At 51.2% G+C, this 19,001-nt stretch carries 17 protein-coding genes, 1 tRNA gene and 1 other RNA gene; 13 read left to right on the plus strand and 6 right to left on the minus strand.

What is annotated here, in order from left to right:
• The first annotated feature begins 202 nt into the window (after nucleotides 1-202).
• On the plus strand, nucleotides 203-499 hold the full coding sequence (gene groES / locus BQ5456_RS07555) for a co-chaperone GroES (RefSeq protein ID WP_022864743.1): 297 nt from the start codon (nucleotides 203-205) through the stop codon (nucleotides 497-499).
• A gap of 201 nt (nucleotides 500-700) precedes the next feature.
• Here groES and BQ5456_RS07560 read toward each other — a convergent pair whose 3' ends face one another.
• Nucleotides 701-1,789 (minus strand): transaldolase family protein, encoded by a 1,089-nt coding sequence (locus BQ5456_RS07560; protein ID WP_071129444.1) that lies wholly within the window; start codon nucleotides 1,787-1,789, stop codon nucleotides 701-703.
• A 125-nt stretch (nucleotides 1,790-1,914) separates the two neighbouring features.
• Entirely contained in the window at nucleotides 1,915-2,655 is a 741-nt protein-coding gene (locus BQ5456_RS07565) for a GntR family transcriptional regulator (RefSeq protein WP_071129445.1), read from the minus strand.
• Between the two features lie 300 nt (nucleotides 2,656-2,955).
• Between BQ5456_RS07565 and iolC the strand changes: the two genes are divergently transcribed.
• From iolC to iolD, 4 genes are read left to right on the plus strand one after another with little or no spacing between them, the layout of a single operon-like run.
• Nucleotides 2,956-3,951: a 5-dehydro-2-deoxygluconokinase gene (gene iolC, locus BQ5456_RS07570; protein WP_083378432.1), complete on the plus strand. Its 996-nt coding sequence runs from the start codon at nucleotides 2,956-2,958 to the stop codon at nucleotides 3,949-3,951.
• A gap of 4 nt (nucleotides 3,952-3,955) precedes the next feature.
• On the plus strand, nucleotides 3,956-4,846 hold the full coding sequence (locus tag BQ5456_RS07575) for a Cgl0159 family (beta/alpha)8-fold protein (RefSeq protein WP_071129447.1): 891 nt from the start codon (nucleotides 3,956-3,958) through the stop codon (nucleotides 4,844-4,846).
• Nucleotides 4,843-5,733 carry a 5-deoxy-glucuronate isomerase gene (gene iolB, locus BQ5456_RS07580; protein ID WP_071129448.1) on the plus strand — a complete coding sequence of 297 codons (891 nt, stop codon included), beginning with the start codon at nucleotides 4,843-4,845 and terminating at the stop codon, nucleotides 5,731-5,733. The genes BQ5456_RS07575 and iolB overlap by 4 nt, the downstream gene beginning before the upstream one ends.
• Nucleotides 5,734-5,735: 2 nt before the next feature.
• On the plus strand, nucleotides 5,736-7,637 hold the full coding sequence (gene iolD / locus BQ5456_RS07585) for a 3D-(3,5/4)-trihydroxycyclohexane-1,2-dione acylhydrolase (decyclizing) (protein ID WP_071129449.1): 1,902 nt from the start codon (nucleotides 5,736-5,738) through the stop codon (nucleotides 7,635-7,637).
• Between the two features lie 165 nt (nucleotides 7,638-7,802).
• On the opposite strand, the gene BQ5456_RS07590 is transcribed toward iolD, so the two are convergent.
• A complete protein-coding gene (locus tag BQ5456_RS07590; protein ID WP_235858553.1) occupies nucleotides 7,803-8,780 on the minus strand; it encodes an aldo/keto reductase in 978 nt (325 codons plus the stop codon).
• 200 nt (nucleotides 8,781-8,980) lie between these two features.
• On the opposite strand from BQ5456_RS07590, the gene BQ5456_RS07595 reads away from it, so the two are divergent.
• The 6 genes from BQ5456_RS07595 to rbsK all read left to right on the plus strand — a co-directional run bounded on the left by BQ5456_RS07595 (nucleotide 8,981) and on the right by rbsK (nucleotide 15,522).
• Nucleotides 8,981-10,225, plus strand: a complete 1,245-nt coding sequence (locus BQ5456_RS07595) for an SHIRT domain-containing protein (protein ID WP_071129451.1) — start codon at nucleotides 8,981-8,983, stop codon at nucleotides 10,223-10,225.
• Nucleotides 10,226-10,454: 229 nt separating this feature from the next.
• The gene (locus BQ5456_RS07600) at nucleotides 10,455-11,432 is read left to right on the plus strand and encodes a sugar-binding transcriptional regulator (RefSeq protein ID WP_288766728.1); all 978 of its coding nucleotides are present in this window, start codon (nucleotides 10,455-10,457) and stop codon (nucleotides 11,430-11,432) included.
• A gap of 112 nt (nucleotides 11,433-11,544) precedes the next feature.
• The gene (gene deoC / locus BQ5456_RS07605; RefSeq protein WP_071129452.1) at nucleotides 11,545-12,198 is read left to right on the plus strand and encodes a deoxyribose-phosphate aldolase; all 654 of its coding nucleotides are present in this window, start codon (nucleotides 11,545-11,547) and stop codon (nucleotides 12,196-12,198) included.
• Entirely contained in the window at nucleotides 12,195-13,595 is a 1,401-nt protein-coding gene (fucP, locus tag BQ5456_RS07610; RefSeq protein WP_071129453.1) for an L-fucose:H+ symporter permease, read from the plus strand. The genes deoC and fucP overlap by 4 nt, the downstream gene beginning before the upstream one ends.
• Nucleotides 13,596-13,606: 11 nt before the next feature.
• Complete coding sequence (locus BQ5456_RS07615; RefSeq protein WP_235858554.1) at nucleotides 13,607-14,617, plus strand: aldose 1-epimerase family protein; 1,011 nt, start codon at nucleotides 13,607-13,609, stop codon at nucleotides 14,615-14,617.
• 2 nt (nucleotides 14,618-14,619) lie between these two features.
• Entirely contained in the window at nucleotides 14,620-15,522 is a 903-nt protein-coding gene (gene rbsK / locus BQ5456_RS07620; protein ID WP_024058220.1) for a ribokinase, read from the plus strand.
• A 386-nt stretch (nucleotides 15,523-15,908) separates the two neighbouring features.
• Here the strand turns inward: rbsK and BQ5456_RS07625 are convergent, their stop codons facing one another.
• Nucleotides 15,909-16,955, minus strand: a complete 1,047-nt coding sequence (locus tag BQ5456_RS07625; RefSeq protein WP_071129455.1) for an NAD(P)-dependent alcohol dehydrogenase — start codon at nucleotides 16,953-16,955, stop codon at nucleotides 15,909-15,911.
• 176 nt (nucleotides 16,956-17,131) lie between these two features.
• Here BQ5456_RS07625 and BQ5456_RS10435 point away from each other — a divergent pair, with 176 nt between their 5' ends.
• Complete coding sequence (locus BQ5456_RS10435; protein WP_159428783.1) at nucleotides 17,132-17,290, plus strand: hypothetical protein; 159 nt, start codon at nucleotides 17,132-17,134, stop codon at nucleotides 17,288-17,290.
• Nucleotides 17,291-17,525: 235 nt separating this feature from the next.
• Here BQ5456_RS10435 and BQ5456_RS07630 read toward each other — a convergent pair whose 3' ends face one another.
• Together BQ5456_RS07630 and BQ5456_RS07635 are read right to left on the minus strand one after the other, a co-directional pair.
• Nucleotides 17,526-18,215 (minus strand): DUF3800 domain-containing protein, encoded by a 690-nt coding sequence (locus BQ5456_RS07630; protein WP_071129456.1) that lies wholly within the window; start codon nucleotides 18,213-18,215, stop codon nucleotides 17,526-17,528.
• Between the two features lie 324 nt (nucleotides 18,216-18,539).
• Nucleotides 18,540-18,624, minus strand: a tRNA-Ser gene (locus BQ5456_RS07635).
• Nucleotides 18,625-18,885: 261 nt separating this feature from the next.
• Here BQ5456_RS07635 and ffs point away from each other — a divergent pair.
• Nucleotides 18,886-18,981, plus strand: an RNA gene (gene ffs, locus BQ5456_RS07640) — signal recognition particle sRNA small type.
• Nucleotides 18,982-19,001: the final 20 nt, after the last annotated feature.

Below are 19,001 nucleotides of genomic sequence, written 5' to 3' on the forward strand. Positions count from 1 at the left end.
GGCTTTGCTTACCTCAGGAAGGATTCGCCCAGGGCGTAAGGGAAAGCTGGCACTCAGCTTGATTGAGTGCCAGAATGGCCTTAAGCTAAATAGTGCATTTGGGGTCGCAAGGCTCCAGACCGTACCGGAAATCTGACAACCCGCGACGTCAAAGTTCCGGTGCTAAAACCGAAAATTTTGGAAAAAGAAAGGGAGGTCTGCAGTGTCAGTCTCCATTAAGCCGTTAGAAGATCGCGTCGTGATTCAGCAGGCAGAAGCGGAACAAAAGACCGCTTCGGGTCTGGTTATCCCCGACGCTGCCAAGGAAAAACCGCAGGAAGGCAAAGTAATCGCGGTGGGACCGGGTCGCGTTGATGACCAGGGTAACCGGGTTCCGATGGATGTTGCCGAGGGCGACAGCGTGATCTACTCCAAGTATGGCGGTACCGAGGTTAAATACGGCGGGGAAGAATACTTGATTCTTTCCGCGCGTGACATTTTGGCTAAGGTCGAGCGCTAGATACTAGCGCTGGCTGGGCGAGATTATCTCGCCATCAAAATAGCCGTAAAGCAATTGGCGGGGTCGGATAAAACCGACCCCGCCTTTTGCATATCTCTTCCTGCTGCCATTCCGGCAGCCATGTGGTGGTTAAAAAAGCTGGGGGCGAGATAATCTCGCCCCCGACATAAAGCTATTTAGTTGTTATTTAGCGGCGTGGTACTACTTTTCTTTCGGCGCCGGTAAAATCACGTCGCGCACCAGTTCCTGCAGATCCGTGTTGGACTTGAGGAATCCGCGTAGAGTGCGCACGGTAGGCCCGAAGGTGTCGAACTCTTCTTCACTCATGCCATCGACCTCGTAAGCGCGGCGGAAATCTTCCACCTTCATCAAGGTTTCCATGATTTCGTCTGCTACTGGTACGTCAAAGCGCGGCTCGTACTGGTAGTCGGACTCCTGGATTCGCTTGGACCAAGCGAAAGGCGGAGAAATTACGATGTCGCCACCAACTAGCTCGGTGTACTGCATAGTGTTGCGGAAAGCTGCAACTAGCATACGAGAACGCAAGCCCCGCTTTTCGAACTCGGCAGCAGCCTTCTTGACGGCGGCGATTCCGCCCCATTCCAGGTGTCCCGGGTTGAGAACCAGCTTATCGCGGTTGGCGCAGATCTTCAGCCAGTCATCGAGACGGCCAACCATCAAGGTCACTACCGGACCCATCTTGGAAATGTCTTTGCCTTCAGCTTCGCGCCGTTTTAGGCCGCGTTCAATAGCTTCGCCCGAGCGGATTGCCTGGGGTACGGAGAAAGATACGGTTACGTTCATGGATACGCCGCGGTAGGTGGCGTCCTCGATGGCTTCAATCCCGGTCTTGGTGGCGGGTACTTTCACCACGATGTTGGGAGCCATTTCGGAGAACTCTACTGCCTGGTCGGCTAGGGCCTTGGCGTTGCGGTAGTTAGCCGGATCGGTCTGCACCGAGAGGCGACCGTTGCGACCATTGGAAGCTTCGAATGCCGGTTCTAGCAGCTTGGCAGCTTCAATGGACATGTCTTTAACAGCCTGCCAACCGATTTCGGATTCGGTGGCGGTGGGCATGCTCTCGGCAATCTTTTTGATGCGAGGAGCCCAGATGTCTAGGTGCTTGGAAATAGTAGTGTAAGCGATGGTCGGGTTACAGGTCGCACCTACTCCGCCCCAAGAGATCGACTGACGTAGTTCTTCCAGATCGGAAGAGTCGTTCCACAGCGCGGTCTTCGAATTCTTGGCTGCATCTAGCAGGGGACCGGGGGTCATTTTAATCTCGGTCATTGAGTCTCCTTCGTTCTTCAACGGGCACCGCCCTCGGTGCCGGTTCCCTTCCAGGTTAAAGGGAAAAAGCTACAGCGTCAAGACTTTGACAGGACAATAGGGCAAAGAGGGGGTGAGCTTCGTCACTAAAGGCTAATGGTGAACTTGTAGCGCGACGCGCGGTAAACGTGATCTCCGATTTCAATAGGCGTTCCTGATCGGTTGTAAGAAATGCGGCGCAGGGTCAAAATAGCTGCTCCCCGCGGTTCCTGTAGAGTTTCCGCCTCCTCGGTACGGGCTTTACGGGCAGAAATGGTTTGTTGGGCGCTGAAAACTTCATCTCCATTGCGGCGTATCGCATCATATAGCCCCCCAGATCGCAGTTCTTTTTCGCTGGGCGCTACCTCTAATGGTAGATAGTTAGTCATAATCGCCAGAGGCTCGCCGTTGGCTAGCCGTAGGCGAACCACTTTGATTACCTTCGCGTCTTTATCGAGGCGTAAATCTGCCGAAACTTCCTCATCAGGAGAAACTTCCTCATAAGAAATTACCTCGGTAGTGGGCTTTTGTCCGGTTTGTTTGAGGTCATCGTAAAGGGAAGAAAGTCTTACTTGTCGATGAATTTCCTTGGGGGCAACAATGGTGCCGACTGCACGTTTACGCACGACTAGGCGCAGGTCAACCAGGGCCTGGAGGGCGCGGCGGGCAGTGGGGCGCGACACTCCCAGGCGTGAGGCCATAGACAGTTCGTCCTCGAGTTTTGCACCTGCCGGAATAGTACCGTCCAGGATCAGCTCCTTTATCGGTTCTGCAATCTGGTGGTAGAGGGGGACGGGGGAGTCGTGATCCAGCTCGATGTTGGTTACATAAGTTTTGGGGGTTGCCATAACTAGCTCCTTCCAAATGGGGTGTTTGCGTAATTATAGCGCTCAATGTCATATAGGTATGACATTATGCGGGATTATTCTTAAAGTTAATAATTTTCGCGTCCCTGATTGTCGGCGCGGAAATCTCTGAAGATAATTTTTTTTCGGATATCGGCACAAAAATAGCTTTTATTTATTCGAGGCTTCCCCTCTCCCTCAAACTTTGCTAAAATGTAAGTACAAAGTGCCAAAGGTGGGCGGTGGTGCCTAAACCTAGCGCTGACAATGCAGTCAACAAGAAGGGAAAAGGGGATCGCTGGTATGAATAGTTTCAAAATGCCGGCCGTAGACGTACTTACCATCGGGCGTTCCGGGGTGGATATTTACCCGTTGCAAACCGGAGTCGGTCTAGAAAAGGTAGAACAATTCGGAAAATTCCTAGGGGGGAGCCCCATGAACGTGGCGGTGGCAGCAGCGAAACTGCGCCACTCTTCCGCGATTATTACCGGAGTAGGTACAGATCCTTTCGGTAAATTTGTGCGTTCCGAGATGCGTTCCCTGGGGGTTTATGACACCTACGTTGTTGATAATCCGCGCTTTGCTACCCCGGTAACTTTCTGCGAAATTTTCCCTCCCGATGATTTCCCACTCTACTTTTACCGGGAGCCATCCGCGCCTGACCTGCAGCTACGTAATGAAGATATTCCTGTGGAAGCGGTAAGGGATGCCAAGATTTTTTGGATTTCCGTGACCGGTCTGTCTGAGGAGCCTTCACGCAGCGCGCACCACTACGCGTTAGACCAACGCGATTTGGGGGATAAGGATAAATGGACAATCGCGGACTTGGATTACCGGTCTACTTTCTGGAGTGATGAAGAAACCGCTCACCGGGAAGTAGAACGGATGCTAGAAAAAGTCTCAGTCGCAGTAGGTAATAAAGAAGAATGTCGCATTGCAGTGGGGGAAACCGAACCGGATCGCGCCGCCGACGCCCTCCTGGAGCGGGGAGTAGAAATCGCGGTGGTCAAGCAGGGACCCTTGGGAACCCTGTGCAAGACCCGGGAAGAACGGATTGAAGTTCCAGTAACTCCGGTTAAGGTCACCAATGGCCTGGGTGCGGGCGATTCGTTTGGAGGGTCGCTGTGTCACGGACTGCTCTCCGGCTGGGATCTCCCGCAGATTATTTCGGCGGCCTCCACTGCCGGAGCAATTGTAAGTTCTCGCCTGGAATGTTCCACGGCGATGCCCTCGGAACCGGAAATTTTAGATATGATTTCCAAGAACCCCCAGTCCGCTCCAATCGTTACTAAGAGGTAACGCCATGGGAAAACTAATCGCAAAACTAGCGGAAATCCGTGCCTTTGAGCCCGAACGGATAGCGGAAACTCTAAAGCAACGTCCTCGTCCCAGCCTCAAGCAAGCGCTGCAAGGAAAAAACGGTAAGCCTGAAAAACTGATGGTTATTGCCTGTGACCACCCGGCGCGCGGAGCGCTGGCGGCGGGAGCAGATCCCTTCGCCATGGCCGACCGGGAAGAGCTGCTGGCACGCTGCGCCCAAGCACTCTCGCGCCCGGGGGTAAACGGTTTCCTCGGAACCGCCGATATGATTGAGGACTTGGCGCTGTTGGGGGCCCTCGATAATAAAGTGGTTTTCGGGTCGATGAACCGCGCCGGACTGGCGGGGGCTACTTTTGGAATGGATGACCGTTTCAACTGTTATGACGCTCAAGGCGTGGAAGATGCCGGCTTGGCCGGGGGAAAAATGCTGACCCGGATTAACTATGCAGATGCCGGTACCGTCTCCACTTTGCAGGCGACTGCGCAGGCGATAGATGAGCTGGCAGAGCGGAAACTGATGGCGATGGTAGAGCCGTTTATTTCTGAAGGACCTGCTGAAAAGGTCAGCAACGTCCTCACCGCAGACGCAGTCATAAAGTCGATGGCGATTGCGGCCGGGCTGGGACGTACCAGCGCTTACACCTGGCTAAAACTTCCCTGCGTTGCCGAGATGGAACGCGTCATGGAAGCCACTACACTTCCCTCTTTGATCCTAGGGGGAGAAGTATCTAAGGATCCCGATACCGCCATGGAGTCATGGGGTAAAGCCTTGCGGCTGCCAAATGTCTTAGGGTTGGTCATCGGTCGTTCACTATTATTCCCGGCCAGCGGCGATGTGGCGCAGGCCGTAGACGAGACGGTAGGTTTGCTATGAGCGATAACGAAAATTATTTATTCCGCGACGGTCAGCTAAAAAATGGCCAGTTCGAATTGGATTTAACCCCGGAAAAAGCCGGTTGGGAGTTCTCGGGACTGAAGGTCTTGAATCTGCCGGCGGGAGCCAGTCAAGAGGTCCCCTCCGGTAACTCCGAACTGCTGGTTTTACCTCTCGAGGGCGGCTGCACGGTTAAGGTTGGCAGTGAAACTTTCGAGATCAAGGGACGTAAGGATATTTGGAGTGAAATCACCGATTACCTGTACGTACCGATTAACACCACCTTTACGGTGAGCAGCGAAAAGGGCGGGCGGTTCGCGCTGCCCAGCTCGAAGGCCAATAATGCGAAACCGCTGCGCTACTGCCCCAAAGAGGAAGTTATCTCCATGATTCGCGGTAAGGGCGACTGCACCCGGGAAGTTCACAACTACACCATGGGCAATCCGGTAGAGGTCGACCACGTGCTGGTCACCGAAGTGATTACCCCCGGTGGTAACTGGTCTTCGTATCCTCCTCATAAGCATGATGAACATTCCGAAACTGAACGGATTTTGGAAGAAATCTACTACTACCAGGTAAAGCCGGCCGCGAATGGCACTACCGGAATGGCGCTGCAGCGGATCTACCCCTCTAAGGGACACACTATTGATGTGTGCGCCGAGGTACACAGCGGGGACGTAGTAGTAATGCCGCACGGATGGCACGGCCCATCCGTAGCCGCCCCCGGATACCACCTGTATTATCTGAATGTAATGGCCGGCCCGGCTGAGGACGCCACCTGGCTAGTAACTATTGATCCCGACTATGTCTGGCTCACCGAGGATTGGGGTGGCGGCGACGCTGATCCCCGTCTACCCATGACTAACGCCACCATCAAGGAGGACTAAGGATGGCAAAATTTGAGACCGTTCGCCTAACTACTGCCCAGGCGACAATCCGCTTCTTAATCAACCAATATTCTGAGCGTGACGGCAAAGAATACCGCCTGATTCCCGGAACTTTCGGGATTTTCGGACACGGAAACGTGTGTGGCATCGGTCAGGCGCTGCTACAAAACGAACTCGATTCCACCCCGGACGGGGGAGTAATGGAATACTACATGCCGCGTAACGAGCAGGGCGCAGTCCATGCTGCCGCGGCTTTCGCTAAAGCCAAGAACCGCTTGCAGACGCTGGCAGTTACCACTTCGATTGGACCGGGTGCCTTGAATATGGTGACTGGCGCCGCGCTGGCCACCACTAACCGGGTACCGGTATTGCTGCTGCCTTCTGACCAGTTCGCTACCCGCTACCCGGATCCGGTGCTCCAGCAGCTGGAGGATCCGCGTTCTTTGGACGTAACCGTGAATGATGCTTTCCGTTGTGTCTCACGTTTCTTTGACCGGATTAACCGTCCCGAACAGCTAATGCCGTCTTTGATGAATGCGATGCGGGTGCTGACGGATCCGGCCGAAACCGGAGCAGTAGTGCTGGCAATGCCGCAGGACGTGCAGGCCGAAGCCTTCGATTGGCCGGTAGAAATGTTTGAAAAGCGGGTTTGGCATGTGCGTCGTCCGGCAGTATCTGAAACCGAGATGGAGCGGGCTGCAGCGATTATTAAGTCAGCGAAGCGTCCTCTGATTGTTTCCGGTGGCGGCACCATTTATTCGGAAGCCTCTCAGGAGCTACGTGATTTGGCGAGTGCCACCGGGATTCCGGTTTCTGATACCCAGGCGGGTAAAGGCGCCATCAACTTTGATCATGAATGCGCCGTCGGGGGCGTCGGCTCTACCGGTGCTAATAGCGCAAACCATTTGGCGGATAAAGCAGATGTGGTGATCGGGGTGGGTACTCGCTACTCGGACTTCACTACTGCTTCCCACACCCAGTTCAAGAACCCGGATGTACGCTTTGTAAACGTCAACGTGAAAGCCTTCGATGCGGCTAAGCATGCGGGTGAAATGGTGGTGGCTGACGCCAAGTTGGCGCTGGCTGCTTTGAAAGAAGCACTTGGGGACTACCGGGTTGACGAGGCCTACAGCAAGGAAATCGCCAGCGAGCGTGAGGACTGGTTCGAAAAGACCGCCGAATGTTACGGGGCGCATGATCAAGAGTTGCCGGCGCAAACCGAGGTATTCGGGGCGCTTAACGAGATGATGGGCGACAACGATGTGGTGATTAACGCCGCCGGGTCAATGCCAGGTGATTTGCAGTGCCTATGGCAAGCGAAGACTCCGGTGCAATATCACGTAGAGTATGCCTTTAGCTGCATGGGATACGAGATTCCCGCAGCTATGGGTGTCAAGATGGCGTTGCCAGATTCGGAAGTGGTGGCGATTGTCGGTGACGGCACCTACCAAATGTTGCCGATGGAACTGGCCACCGTGGTACAGGAAAATATCAAGGTTATCTATGTTTTGTTGCAAAACTACGGGTTCTCTTCGATCGGAGCGCTTTCGGAGTCGCGCGGCTCTCAGCGTTTCGGTACTCGCTACCGGATGGGGGCAGGTAACCCCCATAACCAGGACGGGGAGTTACTGCCGGTAGATATCGCCAAGAACGCGGAATCTTGGGGTCTGAAAGTGCTGAAAGTGCACACTATCGAAGAGTTCCGGGATGCTTATCGCCAGGCAGAGAAATCTGAGCGGGCAGTGATGATTCATATCGAAACCAACCTGTTCGGTCCGAACCCGCCGAACTGCTCCTACTGGGACGTGGCAGTGCCGGAAGTTTCTCGCATTGAATCCACCCAGCAGGCTCGTAAAGAATACGAGGAAGCGCTGGTGGATCAGCGGCACTACTGGAAGCAGTAAATAAAGACTATTTAGAGAATTTAATAGTGAATGAGTTGGGCTAACGCCCAAAAAGTTCCGGGGTGGGGATTTATTTCCCCGCCCCGGAACTTTTTATTAGCAGCCTTTTAGTTGTTAAAAGATATCTGTCCGTGCTGGTATTGGTTAGTGATATCAGAGGATTACCTAGGCGAAGGGTTGCGACTTTTCGTCCAGGGTCGCAATCGCTTCCGCCGGTAGGCTCAGGCTGGCGGAAGCCACCAGATCCTTTAGCTGCTGGGGGTTACGCGCGGAGGCAATCGGGGAGGCTACGCCCTTGGCGCGCAGCCAGGCGAGAGAAACCGCGGTGGGGGTAGATTCGAGTTCGGCAGCCACCTTTACCAGGGAATCTACTAACGCAAACGATTCGGGGCGATTGTATTCCGATAAGAAATCGCTGCGATCCTTGCCGGACAGGTCTTCTGCTTTACGGTATTTTCCGGTCAGGAAGCCGGAAGCCAGCGAGAAGTAAGTGAACTCGGAAACCCCGAACTCGCTGCAAATAGGACGGTAGTTCTCTTCGAAATCTTTGCGGTAAAGCAGGTTGTATTGATTTTGGATTGCGACTGGTGCTGCCAAACTTGCGTCCGCGGCTACCTGGAACCATTCGCGCATCCGCTCGGGAGAAAAGTTAGACATGGCTACGTAGCGCACTTTTCCTGCCTTTACCAGGGAATCAAACGCGGCAGCCATTTCCACAATCGGGGTCTTATTGTCATCGAAATGCGCGTAATACAAATCGATGTAGTCGGTCTGTAGCCGTTTTAAGGACGCGTCACAAGCAGCTTTAACATTTTCCGGGGCTAGACCGGGAAAATCAGGGTGCTGGCTGACCTTAGTGGCGACTACTACCTGGTCACGTGCTTTGCGCTCACGCAGCCATTCGCCAATTACGGTTTCGGATTCTCCGCCTTTTAGCCCTTCGCCCCAGGCAGAATAAACATCGGCAGTATCGATAAAGTTCCCGCCAGCCTCACAGTAAGCATCCATGACTGCAAATGAATCAGCTTTATCGCTGGTCCACCCGAAAGTATTAGCTCCTAAAGCCAGTTCAAAAACTGAAAGTTCCGTGCCTTTTACCTGGTACATTCTTCCTCCTAAAGCATTTGTACTGTCAATAGGCATGATACTAGATGAGCTTCGAGTTAGGGGTGGTGGGGGAGAAATAGGATGCGCTATGTATGCTCTCGCGCTCAAACTACGTGAGGCACCAGTCCAATCATGCGCTCAATGTGCGTGGGGTGCGCCGCAGGTTTGAATCCGCCGCACAATAGCATTAGAGTTTCTAATGGTTTTTGTTTTCTGCTGTTGGAGAGTTGTTTATTATGACCCCCCCTCAAAAAGTAATCGGTAAATCTATCAAATCTGTTTTGCTATGGCCGCTAGTCGCGTTTGCGGTTATTTTGGCGATGTTGGGGGTGAATGCGGTTCCCGCGCACGCAGATCCAACTAATGTTCCGATTAACGCTGGCAGCGATGCCTACTCCACCGATGGTTCCGGGCTGGTTACCAGTGAGAATGAGCTGCTATATGATGTGGCAAAAGGAGATGAGGAGAGTAACGCTTATCAGATTGCCTATCGCGGCACCCTGGATATGACCAAGGTTTGGGAACTTTACAGCGGGTTCTTCAAACCTATGTGGATGTGGAAAAATCAAAACGACCAGGCTCGTTGGAACGCAAAAACCTTCAGCGGGCATTGGGATATTTCTTTTGTTATTGACACTCAAGTGGTCAGCTCAAATCCGGACTTAGTAAATTGTGCAGTGGTACAAGCGGAGATGAAAAAACAAAACTCCGAGACTAAGTTCAGTGACATTATGCGTTGCCAAGATACTTCCTATGACCCGGCTACCGGGAAATACACCGCTCACTTCAAGTTGATACACGAGGACGGAAGTAAAGTTACCGGTGCAGACCTGGACAAGGCTGAGAACCAACCGGCCAAGCTCGCTCTCACTACCCCGCCAAAAGCTTTTTACGTGAAGCAATCCAACTTCGAGCCGGGTAAAACCTTTTCGATGACTGAACCCACGGTTACCGGCGAGATGACTATGGATTATTTTTACGTGGGGATGCCCCTGGTGTTCAACGATACTGCTAAGCCGGTGACCCTGACCATGGTAAAGAAAAAGCCGAAAAAGTTCGCGGTGAAATATGGATTCGCGGCTGCAGATGGAACCAGCCTCCCTGCTAGCGTGATGAAGTTGCTGCCCAGCGCCGCAACCGCCGCTGAAGGTGACACGGTAACCCCGGCAGCTCTCAAACATAAGGTGGTTAAAGAATCGGTAGAGGCTAACGGAACCAAGACCGAAACCACCTGGACCTTCAAAGGCTGGTCACCTCAGCAGGTCATGATTGCTGACGCCGATGTTACCTTCACTGGTACCTGGGAGAAATCTGTTACCACCAGTAAGGTTAAACCTGCTGATTCCCAAAAGACTCCCACGCCGAAAGCTAGCCCCAAAGAAGAAATGGTAAATACCGGCGCCTCGCCCTTAGGACTGCTGTTACTTGCAGGAGCTAGCAGTATTCTCGGCGCGTTAGTGCTGGTACGGCGTCGGGCGTAACGCGAGTATGAGGTTTTGGCTATAGGGCGGGTGTATGTGGTACCGCCGCGAAGCGTTTAATGCGGCTTGTGTTGGAGTTGCTGCAGTATTTCTGATTAGCTCAACGCATGACGATAGCTTCACTCCGAGGAGTGTAACGTTTAGTTCTTGAAAACTTTGTAACTGTATTTTCTGAAAGGCTGATTTTCAGATTTCCTCAGACTAGACTCCAGACTGATTAGATAGTCTCATGGTGAAAAAAGATCGCTTGGGAATGACCCGCAGGGATCATCAATCCTTGGATGTGGCAAAGCTCTACTATAGCGGCCTATCTCAGAGTGAAATCGCTAATATACTGCATGTTTCACGACCAAATGTTTCCAAATTGCTCACTCATGCGAAGGTGCGCGGGTTCGTTAAAATTCGAATAGATGATCCACGCGAGCAAGACAGAGAGCTCATCGATTCTTTACGGTCTGCTTTTTCACTTGACGAGGTACGTTTAGTGTCTCCACCTAGAAGGCGCGACATTGATATTCGCAAGGCTCTGGGACAGGCGGGGGCAGACCTTTTTATGGGGATGGTGCGTGATGGAGACGCCGTTGGAGTTTACTGGTCTCGAACCATTCAGGCATTGACTGCGAGCTTACAGCGGCAATCTTTACAGCGGGTCGATGTAGTCCAGGTCGGTGGCAATCTAAGGATGCCGTCCATGGATTTATCCACTCTAACCAGTTTCCGGGAGCTACGAGAATCTCTGCAGGCCAAGGTGCACATGATAGGGCATCCAATCGTGTTGGAATCGGCAGGTGCAAAGCTAGCGATTGAGCGAGAAGAGAGTGTCAGTAGGGTTATGGAACTTGCGCGCCGAGCACGTATCGTGCTTTATTCGGTCGGCTCAGTTAGTTCCGTGGCAACTCTGCTGCATAGTCCGCTCATTAATGAGGACGAAAGAGAATTCTTGATCGAACATTCGGTGGGGGAAATATGTGCGCACTTCATCGATGAAGACGGCAGGGTCTGTCTGCCGGATCTTAACAACCGCACTTTGGGAATTTCCTTGCCGGATTTACGGCATAACGAGCAAAAAATCCTGGTAGCAGGAGGATCCGATAAGCTGCAAGCAGTCTATGCGGCGTTGCTACGTGGTTATGCTAACCGGTTAGTTATAGATACGGTAACGGCTCGTAAGCTACACGCCTTGACGAAAAAGAAACAAGGCAAATAGCCAAAATGGCACATATGTGCCAAAAATTCGTTCTGTAGGCTGGGGCAGCAAAGTAGCGTGAGACCAGTGACAAGTCAACCAAGACTTGCATGAAGTCGAAGGAGACGTAGACATGACCAATAAAGCAAAATTGATTGATCATACCCTGCTTGCGCCAGATGCAACATCTGAAGCGGTAAAAAAGCTGTGCGAAGAGGCTAAAACCGCAGGATTCTGGTCAGTGTGTGTAAGCCCCAATAGGGTTTCGTTGGCGAAGCGTGAGCTTTCCGGTAGTGATATTAAAATATGTACAGTAATCGGATTTCCTTCTGGTGCGCATTGCACAGAGGTAAAAAAATTTGAGACTGCCCATGCCGTAGCAGACGGCGCACAAGAGGTCGACATGGTAATAGACCTGGGGGCGGTCAAAGATGGAAATTGGCACGCAGTTCAGCTGGACATTGCTGGTGTTGTCCAAGCAGCTGGTACTGGGGTTCTAGTGAAGGTCATCTTGGAAACCTGCCTGCTCACGGATGAAGAAATCGTGAATGCGTGCGAATGCGCACAAAAGGCTGGCGCAGATTTTGTTAAAACTTCCACTGGTTTTTCACAATCAGGTGCAAGTGTGCATGCGGTGGAGCTTATGCGTAAAACTGTTGGCTCGAATATGGGAGTGAAAGCATCTGGCGGGATTCGAACCGCTGCCGTCATGGACGAAATGATCGCCGCAGGAGCTAACCGTATTGGTGCCTCTGCCGGAATGAAACTGTTGGGGGGCAACAAATGAGTATAGATGTGGAAACTTCGCCAAAGCAATCATTGCCTGGGCAAAAAACACCCGAAGGACAAGTAAATAACAGCCGAGGGTTGATAAAGGATAATACGCTGCAGTTAGCCAACGGTTACCTTTCGCGAACCCCTATTTTTCAGTATCTCTTACTGTCGATTTGTTTCCCCATGTGGGGGATAGCTGCCAGCCTCAACGACATCTTGATTACACAGTTCAAGTCAATTTTTACTCTTTCTGACTTTGCTTCCGCGTTTGTGCAGTCGGCATTCTACGGTGGGTATTTCATTATTGCTATTCCTGCCTCCCGAGTAATCCGCTCCACCTCCTACAAAGTTGGAATCATGGTTGGTCTGAGTGTGTATATCGTCGGCTGCTCACTGTTTTTCCCGGCTTCCCACATGGCAACGTATTCAGTATTCCTGTTTTCACTGTTTGCGATTGCAATTGGATTATCGTTCCTTGAGACGTCCTGTAACACTTACTCGTCGATGATTGGACCGAAAAAATATTCCACGCTACGACTAAATATCTCCCAAACTTTCTATCCTCTCGGATCTATCGGGGGAATTCTACTGGGCAAGTACTTGATTTTTTCCGAAGGTGCCGCGCTGCATGAGCAGATGGCAAATCTTACTGCTGCAGAGTCGCAACAGTTTGCTCGGGAAATGCTACAACGCACTCTGCATCCCTACCGGGTAATCATTCTAATCTTGCTGGTAATCCTGATTCTGGTGATGATTACGCAGTTCCCAAAGTGTAAGCCTGTGGTAAATAACGCGAAAGATACCACGAAGGCAACCATATTCCAGACCCTAAAATACTTGGCCGGAAACCGTAGATTTAAAGCTGGTATTCTGACTCAGTTCCTTTACGTTGGCATGCAGACAGCGGTTTGGTCCTTTACGATTAGGCTCGCGCTAAATCTGGATCACTCTCTCAATGAGCGAACAGCCTCTAACTTCATGATCTTTGCGTTTATTGGGTTCTTTTTAGGAAAGTTCCTAGCAAATCTTTTGATGACCAGGTTTAATCAAGACTTAGTTCTCGTAGGCTACTCTCTTTGTGGATTGGGTGCGTTAGCGTATGTAATCTTGGTTCCTAATATGACAGCAGTTTATGCTGCGGTGTTGGTTTCGTTCTTGTTCGGACCGTGTTGGGCAACTATCTACTCGCGCACGCTAGATTCGATCGAAGATAAACGCTATACCGAAACCGGCGGAGCGATAATCGTCATGTCGATTATTGGTGGGGCGGTTATTCCTGCAGTACAGGGACTGGTCTCCGACCTGACTGGCTCGATGCAGATTTCTTTTGCCGTTAATCTCTTTTGTTTCGGTGCGGTATTGATGTACTTCTATTCCTCTTATAAAACTTTTCTAAAGGGTGAAATCTAATGCAATATGAAATGAATTTACCAAGATCCCTGTTTACGCCGTTAGAGACGGAAATACTACATTCAGAGCAGTGGTCGGTAACCACGAAAACTTACTCATCTGGAGTTGCTTCACTAACTATCCGCAACTCGCTCGGATATGTTGAGGTTCTGCCCTTCATGGGGCAAATTATCTGGGACGCAGAGTTTTGCGGTCACAGCCTGCGCATGGAAAACATGTTTTCAGAGCCTAAACCGGCGACCTTGATTGAGGACACCTACGGCTGCTTTGCTTTCCATTCGGGGCTGCTTGCCGCTGGTTGCCCCGGCGAGGGGGATAACCATCCGTTGCATGGTGAATTTGCATGCGCTCCCATGGACTCGGCAAAATTGATTATTTCAAACAATGCCATTCGCGTAGTTTCTTGCCGCGAATACTTGAAGGGGTTTGGTGATCACTACGTAGCCAATCCCTCGGTGACTTTGCACCAGAATTCATCAATGTTCGATATTGAGCTACGGGTGCAAAACATGTCTAAGTACGCCTCTATGCCTCTGCAATATATGTGCCATATGAACTACGCGTTCGCACCAAGCGGAAAAATTACCCAAAACTTGCCTGCAGATGCGTTCAAACTGCGTGAATCTGTACCGGCGCATGTTAAACCAACTCAAAAATGGTTGAAGTTGAACGCAGACATAAAAGCCGGTAATCGGGACGCGAATTCCTTGGAAGGGGCTGAAGAGTTCGATCCGGAGATTGTATATTTCGCTGATGGAGTAGACGAACTGACCGAAGAAGCAATTTTAGAAATGACCTGCCTGGACGGAACGGTATTTGAAACCCGTTTTAGTACCGAGAGCTTCCCAGTGATAACGCGATGGATATTGCATAACGAAGATCAAAAAGTTGCTGCGTTTGCGCTTCCCGGGACATCACGTCCAGAAGGGCGCGAAGCGGCTCGTAAAGCTGGAACGTTAATTGAACTTGCCCCTGGGGAAGCTCGCACTTTCCAAGTAACCACCGGAATTAAGGAGAACTAGAAATGGATATTGCAGTAGTTGGCTCGAATATGGTCGATTTAATCTCCTATATCAATCGAATGCCCCATGAAGGCGAAACCGTAGAGGCTCCAGATTTTCGAATGGGTTGTGGTGGTAAGGGCGCGAACCAGGCCATAGCAGCTTCTCGGATGGGCTCGGAAGTTTTGATGGTCACCAGAGTAGGCAACGATATGTTTGCAGACAACACCATAAGAAACTTTGCTGAGAACGGTATCGACACCAAATTTGTTATGCGTACGGATGCTACCTCGGGGGTCGCCCCAATTTTTGTGGATCCCCAATCCCGTAACTCAATCATAATTGTCAAGGGAGCAAACGCATTGTTAACTCCCGGTGATGTGGAACGTGCCAAGGCACAAATTGCCGAATGTAAACTGATCGTGATGCAGCTGGAAATTCCGTTAGAAACGGTATATGCGACTATACGATTAGGAAACGAATTGGGTATTCCGATTCTGTTGAACCCAGCTCCAGCCGATCCCTCACTATCGTTAGAGCAGGTAAAAAACGTAGAGTTCATCGTGCCAAATGAGAGTGAACTATCTTTACTAACTGGGATGCCGGTAGAATCCGAAGAAGATATACGTGCTGCAGGGCAAGTGCTTACTCACTCAGGAATTCCGAATGTGATTGTCACTTTGGGCTCACGGGGCGCCTTGTGGATTAGTGAAGCCGGAGAACAGCTAATTGAAGGAACCTCTGACAGGGCAGTTGACACTACCGGGGCAGGTGACGCTTTCATTGGTTGCTTTAGCCATTGTTGGACGCAGACTGGTGACATTGCTGAGTCTATTCGCAAGGCTAATATCTATGCGGGCGATGCAGTAACTAAGCGGGGTACGCAAACTTCCTATGCTACGGCTGAAGAGCTAAACCTCCGTTAGTCCACCGTTTTCCTAGACTCAGTGTGGTTGGCATGAACAGTGTATATGCGCAGTCGCCTTAGATTAGCGCACGCAGCATCAAAGCTGCGAGGGCATATTATTCGGTTCTTTGCCAGCCAGCTTGATAATGCCGTTACCCTTTCTCCACGGGGTAGGAAGGGTAACGGCATTATCGCCATCATGGTGAGTGAAAGCTGAGAGTAAGAATTCTGGGGTAAGCTGAGCGTTCCGTAGGGTGTACTGCTTATTATCCTGGTGGTTTGCACTGATTAGACTTCATATTCTGAAGAGTTTATCGCTGAGCGTCTTTGCCGTCATCAGGCAGTTTCGTGCGACAATCAAGTAGTAGTGAGGTATCGGTATCGAAACCAACTCGGCTGGCACCTTTAGAAGGTGGCGGTGTCGATTACGTAGCGGTAGCGCACCTTAGCGGCTACCACGTTATCCCAGGCCTGATTGATTTGCTCGCCGGAAATAATCTCTACCTGTGGCGCGATATTTTTCTTGGCGCAAAAGTCCAGTACTTCCTGGGTGAGGGCGATACCACCGATATTGGAGCCGGTCAGCGTTTTTTGCCTGCCCACTAAGTTACCTACGGCGAAGGACTGACGATTCTCGGGTAGTCCCACTATGGCTACAATTCCCTCAGCTTTTACGCAATCTAGCAGCTGATCGATTTCTACTCCGTCAGACAGGGTGGATACCACCAGGTCAAACTGGGAGTGCATACTTTCCCAAGTCCCGTCCTCGGAAGTGGGGTGCAGCGCAACTGCCCCAAACCGTTTCGCGTCCTCTTCTTTCGCGCGAGTGCGGGAAATGACATGGGTTTCAGCTCCCAGGGCGGCGGCAATCTGTACCCCCATATGTCCGAGTCCTCCCATACCCACAATGGCGACTTTCTTGCCTGGTCCGGCTCCGAGCCGTTTCAGCGGGGAATATAAAGTCACCCCGGCACACATAATCGGGGCAGCTTCTTCCAGAGGAATCGCGTCCGGTATCCGGCACACATAGTCTTGTTCCACGGTGATCCCGGTTGAATAGCCGCCCGCAGTGGGAACGCCGTCGCGCCCAATGCAGTTATATGTCCAGATAGTTCCGCCTTCGCCATTACAGAATTGTTCGGTTCCTGCCTGGCAGGCCTCGCATTTGCCGCAGGAATCCACGAAGCAACCGACCCCTACCCGATCCCCGACAGCAAACTTGGTTACTTGGGAGCCGATTTTGGTAACGATTCCTGCGATTTCATGACCGGGGGTTAGGGGGTAGAGTACGTCTCCCCATTCCCCGCGTCCAGTGTGAATATCAGAGTGGCAGACCCCGGCGTATTTGATTTCGAAGTAGATTTCCGTGGGCCCCGGCTCGCGTCGCTCGAGGGTGACGGGGTGGAAGGGCGAGGTGGCCGAGTCCATTGCGTAGGCTTTTACCTGGGTCATTGCTGCTCCTTAAAAGAAAAAGTTATCGCTTTCAACCATAGCTCGCTGTCTCGCCTTGCAGGAGTGCTACCGTAAAGATTTTGTTACCGCAAAGGAACTCAAGGCTAAGGAAGTGCTGTATGAGCGGGGTCGTACCTCCGAAAAACATTGCTCAGCTTGGGCTATGACTGTAAGAAGTGTCCGCCGCTCGGGGGATTACGGTCGCGCGCTCCCGGTTGCTGCTAACTACTTTGGTTGTATCTCAGATGCTTCCCGAGTTCACAGTAATAAAAGGCGGTATGGGCAAGGAGCTGTGCGCGGGCGCGGTCATGGTTCGCCGCCGTAAACAGCAGTAACTGGTAGGAACAACTAAATAGCAGTTTGGGTCGCCCCTTTTTAAGGGGCGACCCAACTTCTCGATGTCCGTCTTACTCTGCTCCATGTTTTTTTTGGGGGGCTAATGCCCATTTTGGGGTGCGAACAGAATGTTGGAGAGTGTTTTATAAATATTTCGTATTCCCGAGAGCAGCGTCGTGAGGTGTTGAGGGTGTATAGACGTACGGTGTCGGTATCTAAAAAGAATACTGCCGTCTAAGGTAACTCCTTGATAATAACTTTATTGCGCAGTTCCGGTAGTTTCTCCACGGTAGCGTAATGGAAAACCCTATTTGCCACAATATCGGCAGCTCTAATCAAAGGATCCCTCGCAGAGTCACGCAAGCAAAAGTTCACCCCACTCAATAAAGGTAAAATCGGGGGATAAAACTTATCCCACTGCGCATTATATGTACCGATCCTATACTCAGCTTCTAATGCCTCTCTGAGCTCATAACGACCGTCGGTAGCTGTTGTGTGCTCATCCATTCGCACATCAATAACTTCTGAATAGTCCGGAGGAATAACACCTTCGCTTATTTGCGTGACAATAGCGTGTTTGAGACCGATTTTAAAAGCATAGTCTAAGTAACGTTGTTTACTCTTCGGATGAGAAAAAATAGATTCAAGAATGCTTTGTTGCCTCACTACAACCGCAAACTTGCACACCTGGTTAAGGGAACGAAAAAGCCTACCCTTATGAGCGTTACTAAGCGTAGCTGCTTTCAACTCACCATTTTTTGAGCGGCGAGCATTTTTACCTAAATTTCGTTCAGCTTTTAAATATTTCCTCCCCATGATGTCACGCTGATCCTTAGAGTAAAGAAGAATACCGCCAAAAACGAAATAGTCATTATGTAAATAATCAAATACGCCCGACTCGTCAGCGTAGACAAAAATACTCACAGTTATATTCTAATAGAGCCACCCCACTGTGGGGTGGCTCCCCCAAGGCCGGCGACCTTACAGACCGCTTAAACGTTAATTCGGTTCCTTGAGTATACAGCGCACTCTAATGCCTGCATTTATAAATTTAACACCATAACCCCGCTACGCCAAGTAGTAATCTACTTTAATTTTGGATAATGATCTGGTGTTCATCCGCAAGTACGTCTCAGTAGCTTCCACCTTACTGGGAACAATGTGCAGTTTGCCCGGAGTTTATGCGAGCTAGTCCAAACCTAAAGCACTAAAACCCTCACCAGAATCAACTTCTAGTGAGGGCATCGGCGGAGGTAGGGGGATTCGAACCCCCGAGGGCTTGCACCCAACCCGCTTTCCAAGCGAGCGCCATAGGCCGCTAGGCGATACCTCCAAGCACAAGTTTGAGTTTACCGAAACGCCCTAGCTAATGTCGATTTAGGAAATGAGTAGTCGAACACAGCTTGGTGATAGGGGCATCTCTGTTTTTGTAGGCCCGCGTCCTCGTCTTTAACTTAAATCCCTCTAGGGGGAGCAGCATAGCTGTGATTTTGTGCCGTGTAATGCCCTTTATTCGATTCTGGAGCTGCCGTATTCCTGTTTACACGTACTCTCCCTCCCGTTTCCAGATAACGCCCTCCTGGGCTAAACTGGGGGAGATCCTTCACGCGGCGATATCATTCGAACCTCCCCAGGGCCGGAAGGCAGCAAGGATAAGGGTGCGCTATCGGGTGCGTGAAGGGTCTTTTTTATCCCAATAACTTTGCAGGC

The sequence above is a fragment of the Varibaculum massiliense genome (assembly GCF_900106855.1).
In the GTDB taxonomy this organism is placed as follows: Bacteria; Actinomycetota; Actinomycetes; order Actinomycetales; family Actinomycetaceae; genus Varibaculum; species Varibaculum massiliense.